Source organism: Actinokineospora sp. (assembly GCF_050699995.1).
GTDB lineage: Bacteria > Actinomycetota > Actinomycetes > Mycobacteriales > Pseudonocardiaceae > Actinokineospora.
Map to the genome: position 1 here is coordinate 1 of NZ_JBOHGC010000210.1, position 9,014 is coordinate 9,014.

The 9,014-nt window shown below is 70.1% G+C and carries 11 protein-coding genes; 10 read left to right on the forward strand and 1 reads right to left on the reverse strand.

All coding sequences use genetic code 11. The features are described from left to right. Positions 1–568: hypothetical protein (locus ACRDSQ_RS11735; RefSeq protein ID WP_431420920.1), on the reverse strand; the 568-nt coding region annotated here is incomplete at its 3' end. 224 nt (positions 569–792) lie between these two features. Here ACRDSQ_RS11735 and ffh point away from each other — a divergent pair. From ffh to rplS, 10 genes are all read left to right on the forward strand, one after another. Further along, on the forward strand, positions 793–2,331 hold the full coding sequence (gene ffh / locus ACRDSQ_RS11740) for a signal recognition particle protein (protein WP_431420921.1): 1,539 nt from the start codon (positions 793–795) through the stop codon (positions 2,329–2,331). Further along, a complete protein-coding gene (locus ACRDSQ_RS11745) occupies positions 2,328–3,401 on the forward strand; it encodes an amidohydrolase family protein (RefSeq protein ID WP_431420922.1) in 1,074 nt (357 codons plus the stop codon). The genes ffh and ACRDSQ_RS11745 overlap by 4 nt, the downstream gene beginning before the upstream one ends. A gap of 73 nt (positions 3,402–3,474) precedes the next feature. Then, positions 3,475–4,218 carry a CPBP family intramembrane glutamic endopeptidase gene (locus tag ACRDSQ_RS11750; protein WP_431420923.1) on the forward strand — a complete coding sequence of 248 codons (744 nt, stop codon included), beginning with the start codon at positions 3,475–3,477 and terminating at the stop codon, positions 4,216–4,218. Then, on the forward strand, positions 4,215–4,970 hold the full coding sequence (locus ACRDSQ_RS11755; protein WP_431420928.1) for a LamB/YcsF family protein: 756 nt from the start codon (positions 4,215–4,217) through the stop codon (positions 4,968–4,970). Before ACRDSQ_RS11750 ends, ACRDSQ_RS11755 begins: the two co-directional genes overlap by 4 nt. A gap of 171 nt (positions 4,971–5,141) precedes the next feature. Continuing rightward, positions 5,142–5,606, forward strand: coding sequence for a 30S ribosomal protein S16 (rpsP, locus tag ACRDSQ_RS11760; protein ID WP_431420924.1), 465 nt, complete (start codon positions 5,142–5,144; stop codon positions 5,604–5,606). Beyond that, the gene (locus tag ACRDSQ_RS11765; RefSeq protein WP_054050002.1) at positions 5,603–5,842 is read left to right on the forward strand and encodes an RNA-binding protein; all 240 of its coding nucleotides are present in this window, start codon (positions 5,603–5,605) and stop codon (positions 5,840–5,842) included. The genes rpsP and ACRDSQ_RS11765 overlap by 4 nt, the downstream gene beginning before the upstream one ends. Before the next feature lie 16 nt (positions 5,843–5,858). Next, on the forward strand, positions 5,859–6,377 hold the full coding sequence (rimM, locus tag ACRDSQ_RS11770; RefSeq protein ID WP_431420925.1) for a ribosome maturation factor RimM: 519 nt from the start codon (positions 5,859–5,861) through the stop codon (positions 6,375–6,377). Between the two features lie 198 nt (positions 6,378–6,575). Beyond that, positions 6,576–7,643, forward strand: coding sequence for a hypothetical protein (locus tag ACRDSQ_RS11775; protein WP_431420926.1), 1,068 nt, complete (start codon positions 6,576–6,578; stop codon positions 7,641–7,643). Positions 7,644–7,652: 9 nt separating this feature from the next. Then, positions 7,653–8,432 carry a tRNA (guanosine(37)-N1)-methyltransferase TrmD gene (gene trmD, locus ACRDSQ_RS11780; RefSeq protein ID WP_431420927.1) on the forward strand — a complete coding sequence of 260 codons (780 nt, stop codon included), beginning with the start codon at positions 7,653–7,655 and terminating at the stop codon, positions 8,430–8,432. A gap of 142 nt (positions 8,433–8,574) precedes the next feature. Next, complete coding sequence (gene rplS, locus ACRDSQ_RS11785; protein WP_091370949.1) at positions 8,575–8,934, forward strand: 50S ribosomal protein L19; 360 nt, start codon at positions 8,575–8,577, stop codon at positions 8,932–8,934. The last annotated feature ends 80 nt before the right edge of the window (positions 8,935–9,014 follow it).

The window sequence follows — 9,014 nt, forward strand, 5'->3', positions numbered from 1 at the left end:
CGCCCGCCGCGGTCGCCCCAGCGCTGATCCCGGCCGTGCTCCACGACGACGGCGCGGGCACGGCGACGACGGCGGCCAGGACCGACAAGGCGAGCAGGCTCAGCGCGGTCAAGCCAGGCCCCGCCCCAGTGGCCGCCGGCAGCAGCACCAACACGGTCGGCACCACGATCGCCGCGCCCACCACCCCGGCGCGTACGCCTTTCATGGCGAGCACCAGCAGCGCGAGGAACGCGGGCAGGAAGGTCAGCAGGACGGACACGGTCAGCGAGGTCTCGCCGACGACGTGGACTACGAGCGGGCCGGTCAAATAGGCGCCGAGCACGATCGCCCCGCCGCCGACGCCGCGACACACAGCCGGGCCTACGGCGTAGGAGAACCGGCCGAACGCCCGAGACCCGGCTGCGAACACGGCGACACCGGACATAACCACGACCGCGAGCAACGCGAACCGGCCAGTCGGGCCGGGAATCGCCGCGAACAGCACGACCGTGCTGACGCCGAGCAGGAGGGCGGCGGCGACCGTCAACCGCGCCGCAAGCTGGTTGGTGCCGACTTCCGGGTCGCTCATTGTGTCCCCCACGCGAGTTGATCAGGTTCGACAAACGCTACGGATCGGCACCTAAGGGGACCGTGACGTCAGCCGACCACGGTCACCCACCAGCCGCACGATCACGAGGTAGGTGACCACCGATAAAATTCCGGGGAGGCGGACGAGTTACCCTCGATCGGGCTGGGCTCGCACTCGGCCCGCTTGCCGACTGAGTTGACCTGATTGGCTGGAGCGCCACACTCGTGTTCGACACACTCTCCGACCGGCTCACATCCGTCCTGCAGAACTTGCGGGGCAAGGGCCGTCTCACCGACGCCGACATCGACGCGACCGCGCGCGAGATCCGTATCGCGCTGCTGGAAGCCGACGTCGCGCTGCCGGTCGTGCGCACCTTCATCGCGAAGATCAAGGAGCGGGCGAAGGGTGCCGAGGTCTCCGGCGCGCTCAACCCGGCCCAGCAGGTCATCAAGATCGTCAACGAGGAGCTCGTCGCCATCCTCGGTGGCGAGACCCGCAGGCTCAACCTGGCCAAGACCCCGCCGACCGTGATCATGCTCGCGGGTCTGCAGGGTTCCGGTAAGACGACCCTCGCGGGCAAGCTCGCCCGCTGGCTCAAGGGCCAGGGCCACGCGCCGATGCTGGTCGCCTGCGACCTCCAGCGCCCCAACGCCGTCACCCAGCTGCAGGTCGTCGCCGAGCGCGCCGGTGTCGCGGTCTACGCGCCCGAGCCCGGCAACGGCGTCGGTGACCCGGTCAAGGTCGCCCGCGACAGCCTCGACGAGGCCCGCCGCGCCCAGCACGACATCGTCATCGTCGACACCGCGGGCCGGCTCGGTGTCGATGAGGAGCTGATGCGCCAGGCGTCGGATATCCGCGCCGCCGTCTCGCCCGAAGAAGTCCTCTTCGTCGTCGACGCGATGATCGGCCAGGACGCGGTCACCACCGCCGAGGCGTTCCGCGACGGCGTCGGCTTCACCGGCGTGGTCCTCACCAAGCTCGACGGCGACGCCCGAGGCGGCGCCGCGCTGTCGGTCCGCGAAGTGACCGGCATGCCGATCATGTTCGCCTCCAACGGTGAAGGACTCGGTGATTTTGATGCGTTCCACCCCGACCGGATGGCCTCGCGCATCCTGGGCATGGGCGACGTCCTCACCCTGATCGAGCAGGCCGAGCAGCACTTCGACCAGGCGCAGGCCGAGAAGGCCGCGGCCAAGATCGGCACCGGCGAGCTGACCCTTGAGGACTTCCTCGAGCAGATGCTCGCGGTCCGCAAGATGGGCCCGATCGCCAACCTCCTCGGCATGCTCCCCGGCGCGGGCCAGATGAAGGACGCGCTGGCCCAGGTCGACGAGAAGAGCATCGACCGGCTGCAGGCGATCATCCGCGGCATGACCCCCGCCGAGCGCAACGACCCGAAGATCATCAACGCGTCGCGCAGGCTGCGCATCGCCAAGGGCTCGGGCGTGCAGGTCCGCGAGGTCAACGACCTGGTGAACCGCTTCTACGACGCCAAGAAGATGATGCAGCAGATGGCGGGCCGCTTCGGCATGCCCGGCGGCCGCACCAGTGCGAAGGGCAAAAAGGGCAAGAAGGGGAAGAAGGGTCGCGGCCCGACCCCGCCCAAGATGCGCGGCGGCATGCCCGGCTTCCCCGGCGGGATGCCCGACCTCACGCAGTTGCCGCCCAGCCCGCAGGGTGGCCTGCCGCCCGGCTTCGGCGGGCTCGACCAGATGCCGCCCGGCTTCGACCCGTCGAAGCTGAAGTTCCCCAAGAACAAATGACCGCGTTGCACCTGCGCGGGGTGATCCTCCCGGGCGAAGACGAACAAGACATCTGGATCGTGAACGGCCGCGTCCGCACCCAGCCCGTCCCGGGCGCGGAAACGGTCTTCGACGGCGGCTACCTGGTCCCCGGCCTGGTCGACGCGCACTGTCACGTCGGCATCGGCCCCCAGGGCCCGGTCGACCTCGACACCGCCGCCGAACAGGCCGAGACCGACCGCGACGCGGGCACGCTGCTCATCCGCGACTGTGGCTCGCCGATCGACACCCGCCCCCTGCAGGAGCGCCTCGACCTGCCGCGCATCATCCGCGCGGGCAGGCACCTCTCGCGCCCCAAGCGCTATATCCCGCACCTGGGCATCGACGTCGGCGACCCGGAACAGCTCCCCGCCGCCGTCGCCGCACAGGTCGAGTACGGCGACGGATGGGTCAAACTGGTCGGCGACTGGATCGACCGCGCCGAAGGCGACCTGGCCCCGCTGTGGCCCGAGGACGTGCTCGCCGAGGCGATCTCGGTCGCCCACGCGGCGGGTGCGAGCGTCACCGCCCACGTCTTCGGCGAGGACGCCCTGCCCGGGCTGGTCAACGCCGGGATCGACTGCGTCGAACACGGCACCGGCCTCACCACCGACGTCATCACCGAGATGGCGAAGCGCGGCACGGCCCTGGTCCCGACCCTGATCAACATCGAGAACTTCCCCGGCATCGCGGCGGGCGCGGGCAAGTACCCGAAGTACGCCCAGCACATGCTCGACCTCCACGCGCGCGCGTCCGGCATGGTCGCCGAGGCCGTGGAGGCGGGCGTCCCGGTCTACGCGGGCACCGACGCGGGAGGCGGCATCGCCCACGGCAGGCTGGTCGACGAGATCATCGCGCTGCACAAGGCGGGCATGAGCGCCGAACAAGCCATCGCCGCCGGTTCATGGGGAGCGAGGTCGTGGCTGGGCTGGCCGGGCCTCACCGAAGGCGCAGCCGCGGACCTGCTCGCCTTCGACAGCGACCCCCGCCTCGACCTGAACATCCTGCGTTCCCCGAAGCGGATCGTGCTGCGCGGCCGGGTGGTCGGTTAACCCGCTCGTTCCACCGCGGCTAGTCTTTTGCCCCACACTGGAATAGCGACATCCGGACACAGGGGAGGCGAAGATGACCCCGGTGACGGAAACGCCCGCGGAGACGACGCCGCGGATTCGAGACCACAAATGGGGATTCGGCGCGTTCCTGCTGGTATTCGGCGTCTACATCCTGACCGCCGTGGTCATCGGCACGATCGCGCGGATGTACGGACTCAACAAGACCGACTCGGTCGCGGTGATCCTCGTCGGGACCATGGTGCCCACCGCCCTGACCACCCTGCTGGCCCTGCTGGTCACCAAGCTGCGCGGCAACGGCCCGAAGATCGACCTCCGGTGGTCGTACACCCGCGCCGACGTCAAGGCGGGCTTCAAGTTCGGCCTGCTCGGCCTGGTATCCACCACCATCGCGGGCACGGTGTGGACCAAGGTCGTGGGTGAGGAGGCCGCCAAGTCCTCCATCGGCCAGCTCGTCAACGACTTGTCAATGCCGGTGGCCGCCGCGATCACCTTGTTCATCTATGTGTGGCTTATCGGCCCGGTGTTCGAGGAGATCATTTACCGCGGCCTCCTATGGGGGGCGCTGGAGCGGCTGAACATGGGCCGGTGGGTGGTGTTCGGCCTGACCACCGTGATCTTCGCGATCAGCCACCTGGAACCGTTGCGCACCTCGCTGCTGCTGGTCGTGGGCATCCCGATCGGCCTGGCACGGCTCTACACCGGCAGGCTCGGCGCGAGCATCGTCGCCCACCAGATCAACAACTTCGTGCCCGCCCTCGCCATCCTGCTGACCACGCTCGGGGTGATGCAGCCCTGATACTCGACCTCAATGCCGACCTCGGCGAGGGCTTCGGCGTGTGGCGCCTCGGCGACGACGTGGCCCTGCTCGACATCGTCACCTCCGCCAACGTCGCCTGTGGCTTCCACGCGGGCGACGCCTCGACCATGCGCGCGGTCTGCCAGGCCGCGGCCGCCGGGGGAGTGGCTGTCGGCGCCCAGGTCTCTTACCGCGACCTCGCGGGGTTCGGCAGGCGCTTCATCGACGTCGACCCGGCCCAGTTGGCCGACGAGGTGCTCTATCAGATCGGAGCGCTCGACGGCATCGCGCGCGCGTCCGGGACCTCCGTGAGCTACGTGAAGCCGCACGGTGCGCTCTACAACGCCGTGGTTCACCACGACGCGCAGGCCGCCGCCGTCGCGGACGCCGTGCGCGCGTTCGGCGTGCTGCCCGTGCTCGGCCTGCCCGGTTCCCGGCTGCTCGACGCGGCGGAGTCCGTGGGGCTGCCGTGCGTCTTCGAGGCGTTCGCCGACCGCGGCTACACGGCGGAGGGCACACTCGTGCCGCGCGGCCTACCCGGAGCGCTGATCACCGCGACCGCCGCAGTGGTTGAGCGCGCGGTGCGCCTCGCGGTGTCCGGGGAGATCGTCGCCGTGGACGGGACCGTGCTCCAGATGCCCGCCCGGTCGCTGTGCCTGCATGGCGACACACCGGGTGCCGTGCATCACGCGCGGGCCGTCCGAGCGGCGCTCGACCAGGCGGGGATCGAGGTCGCAGCCTTCGTCGGGTGACCCACGGCGGCAGGCCCGCCCCGCGTCTGGCACAATTACCCGCTGTCCGTCATGGCCGGACCCTCTCACCGTGCCGTGACGCCTGAACCTTCGGGCAAGGCCGACCGACCCCACTCGGAACGCCGCGCTCACACATCGCAGTACCGAGAGCTTTGAGGAGCACCCCAACCCGTGGCTGTCAAGATCAAGCTGCAGCGCCTCGGAAAGATCCGTGCGCCGTACTACCGCATCATCGTCTCCGACGCGCGCACCCGTCGTGACGGCAAGGCGATCGAGACGATCGGCCGTTACAGCCCGAAGGAAGAGCCGAGCCTCATCGAGGTCGACTCCGAGCGGGCCCAGTACTGGCTGGGTGTCGGCGCGCAGCCGACCGACTCGGTGAAGAACCTGCTGGAGATCACCGGCGACTGGCAGAAGTTCAAGGGCCTGCCGGGCGCCGAGGGCACCCTGCGGGTCAAGGAGCCGAAGGCGTCGAAGCAGGAGCTGTTCGAGGCCGCGCTCAAGGCCGCGGGCGAGGAGCCCTCGACCGACGCGACCACGCCGAAGAAGAAGGCGGCCCCCAAGAAGGCCGAGCCGAAGGCTGACGCCGAGGCACCGGCCGCGGCCGCCACCGAGACCGAGGCGCCGGCCGAGTGAGTGCCCTCGCGGACGCACTCGAGCACCTCGTGCGCGGCATCGTCGACCACCCCGACGATGTCCAGGTCGAGCTGGTCACGACCCGTCGTGGCCGCACGCTCGAAGTCCACGTCAACCCGGAGGACCTGGGCAAGGTGATCGGCCGGGGCGGCCGCACCGCCACGGCTCTTCGTACCGTGATGGCCGGTGTCGGCGGACGCGGTATCCGGGTCGACGTGGTCGACACCGATCACTGATCGGACTGTGGAGCGAATGAACGCGCTGGTCCTCGTCGGCCGTGTCGCCAAGGCGCACGGAATCACCGGCGAACTGGCTGTCGATTTGCACACCGACTCGCCCGAGCAGCGTTTCGCGCTCGGCGAGTCGGTGACAGCCCAGCTGCGTGACGGCTCCAAGCGCACGCTCACCATCACAGCCGCCCGGCCACACGCCGGGCGGCTGCTGGTGCGTTTCGAGGAAGTCCCCGACCGCAACACCGCCGAGGACATGCGCGGTGCCCTGCTGCTCGCCGACCCCTCGACGCTGGCCCCCATCGACGACCCGGACGAGTTCTACGACCACGAACTCGCGGGCCTGTCCGCGGTGCTCCTGGACGGGACCGAGGTCGGCAAGGTCAAGGAAGTGGCCCACGGCCTCGGCGGCGAGCTGCTGGTGATCAACCGGCCCGGCGGCGAAGAGGTGCTGGTGCCGTTCGTCCGCCAGATCGTCCCGGAAGTCGACGTCAAGGGCGGTCGCGTGGTCCTCGACCCGCCCGAGGGTCTCATCGAATAAACCCGGCTCCCGGGTACCCACTGATCCACAAAAGCCTCCGCTAGTCTGGCGACCGCTTCGACCCTGGGGGTGGCGGATGTCCGACAACATGCTCACGAGCCGACTGCCGTCGCCGACCCCTGTCGAATCCTTAGCCGAGTCCCTGCGTGACGTCGCCTTAGCCGAGGCCGTCACGGGCAGGGGCGCCGTCGATCCGCGATGAGCACGCGGTCCAGGAAGCTGGTCACCACCTATCTCGCGCTGGTGCAGCGGGACGGGTTCAGCGGCAGGCTGATCGGTCCCGCCGTGGGCGGGCACAACACCGCTGAGCGCGTCGGGGCCCTGCTCGCGGCCACCGAAGACCACGTCGCCGACCCGCTGCGCAGGCTCAGCTCCGCCCAGGACCTGCTGGACCGCCGGGTCGAAGAGGTCGAGGCCGCGGCCCACTCGCTCGACCTGTCGTTCGACCCGCGCCAGATCGTCGCCGGCCTCTACCCGCTCGGCGACCTCAACGCATGGACCACTCCCGCCGCGGGCGGCGACCTCATCGTGATGAGCAGCGGCGCGATGGGCCTGGTCTCCCTCACCCTGAAGATCAATATGATGTCGGCCCAGATGTTCGGCGAACCCCCGATCCTGGACCGCCCGCAGACGCTCGCGGCGCTGGCCGACGTGTTCGCCGCGCACCTGCGCCACGGCGACCCGTGGCGGTCCGCGCCGCTGCCCCCGCTCACCGGGCACCGCGAAGTGATGCTGGACCTGCTGGTCAACGCCTCGGTGCGGTTCGCGATCGGCCACGAGTACGGCCACATCGTGGCCAAGCACCCGCACGCGGGCCGCACCACGCTGACGTCGGTGGACTCCAAGGTCGAAGTCCACACCCGCTCCGCCGAGGACGAGTTCGAGGCCGACCGCATCGGCGCCCAGCTGGTCCTCACCGAGCAGTGGCTGGCCGCCGCCGCCGAACAGGATCCCCAGTTCGTCCGCAGGCACGGCTTGGCCGCCGCGGCCGCCGCCACCGGACCGCTGTACTTCCTGCTGCTCGACCTGGTGCTGCACGAACTCGACGGCGAACTCAAGGTCGTCGGCTACCCGCCCGCGCCGAGCGGCCACCCGCCGTCCGGTCAACGCTGGGACGCGCTGTGGCCGGTCATAGAGCAGGAATACGCGCGCGCCCCGATGCCGGTGCCGCCGCTGGACCTGCCCGGCGGGCTCATGCGCTGGTTCGAGCACCTGTTCCTGGACCTGGTCCCGGCCATCGCGGAGCGCCTGGAGGCGCGCGGCTAGCCTGCACCGGTGCGGATCGACATTGTCACGATCTTTCCCGAGTACCTCGACCCCCTGCGCGGCGCGCTGCTGGGCCGGGCCATCGAGCGCGGCCTGCTCAGCCTCGACGTCCACGACCTGCGTCGCTGGACCTACGACGTGCACAAGGGCGTCGACGACAGCCCGTACGGCGGCGGTCCCGGCATGGTCATGAAGCCCCAGGTCTGGGGTGAGGCGCTCGACGAGGTGTGCGCGGGCGAGCCGCCGCGGCTGGTCGTGCCGACCCCGGCAGGCAGGCCGTTCACGCAGGCCATGGCGCACGAGTACGCGACCGAGCCGCGGTTGGTGTTCGCCTGCGGCCGCTATGAGGGCATCGACCAGCGGGTGATCGACGACGCGTCGACCCGGATGCGCGTCGACGAGGTCTCCATCGGCGACTACGTGCTGGTCGGCGGCGAGGTCGCGGTGTTGGTCATGGTCGAGGCGGTGGCCCGGCTGCTGCCCGGCGTCCTGGGCAACCCGCTCTCCGCCGAGCAGGACTCGTTCTCCGACGGCCTGCTGGAGGGTCCCAGCTACACCCGCCCCGAGGTCTGGCGCGACCGCGCGGTGCCCGAGGTGCTGCGCTCGGGCAACCACAAGGCCATCGACCGCTGGCGCCGTGACCAGGCGATCGAGCGCACCTTCGAGCGCCGCCCCGACCTGCTCGCCGCCCTGCCCCCGGCGTCGCTGGACAAGCACGACCGGGCCCTGCTCGAACGCCTGCGGCAGGCCCCGCCAGGGGTCGATTTCCGGTCCGAGGACTCCGTCTGACATACTTCCTGAGTTGTCGCGTCCGGGTCTTCCCGAGCGCGCACCTCACAAGCCCACTCCCAGGCTGGACACATCGGCGGCTTGCCGCCTGCGGCCGGGAGCGACGTACGAACATCTCCGAATTGACGAGGACGGACTACCGATGAACACCCTGGATGCCCTGGACGCCAAGTCGCTGCGTTCCGACATCCCGGACTTCCGCCCGGGTGACACGCTGAAGGTCCACGTCCGCGTCATCGAGGGCACTCGTACTCGTGTCCAGGTGTTCCAGGGCGTCGTCATCCGTCGCCAGGGTGGCGGGATCCGCGAGACCTTCACCGTTCGCAAGGTGTCGTTCGGTGTCGGCGTGGAGCGCACCTTCCCGGTGCACACTCCCAACATCGCCGAGATCGAGGTCGCCAAGCGCGGCGACGTCCGGCGCGCCAAGCTGTACTACCTCCGTGAGCTGCGCGGCAAGGCCGCGAAGATCAAGGAGAAGCGCGAGCCTCAGACCGCTTCCTGACGCGCTCAGCACACCGGCTCACGTACGCTGGCGTGCGTGGTCGACCGTTCCTCCCGCCGTGTGCCGCTGCCTGCTGAAGG

Coding starts and splice junctions, on each gene's coding strand:
- ACRDSQ_RS11775 (WP_431420926.1), top strand. CDS start 6,576: ATGAGCACGCGGTCCAGGAAGCTGGTCACCACCTATCTCGCGCTGGTG.
- rimM (WP_431420925.1), top strand. CDS start 5,859: ATGAACGCGCTGGTCCTCGTCGGCCGTGTCGCCAAGGCGCACGGAATC.
- ACRDSQ_RS11745 (WP_431420922.1), top strand. CDS start 2,328: ATGACCGCGTTGCACCTGCGCGGGGTGATCCTCCCGGGCGAAGACGAA.
- ACRDSQ_RS11750 (WP_431420923.1), top strand. CDS start 3,475: ATGACCCCGGTGACGGAAACGCCCGCGGAGACGACGCCGCGGATTCGA.
- rplS (WP_091370949.1), top strand. CDS start 8,575: ATGAACACCCTGGATGCCCTGGACGCCAAGTCGCTGCGTTCCGACATC.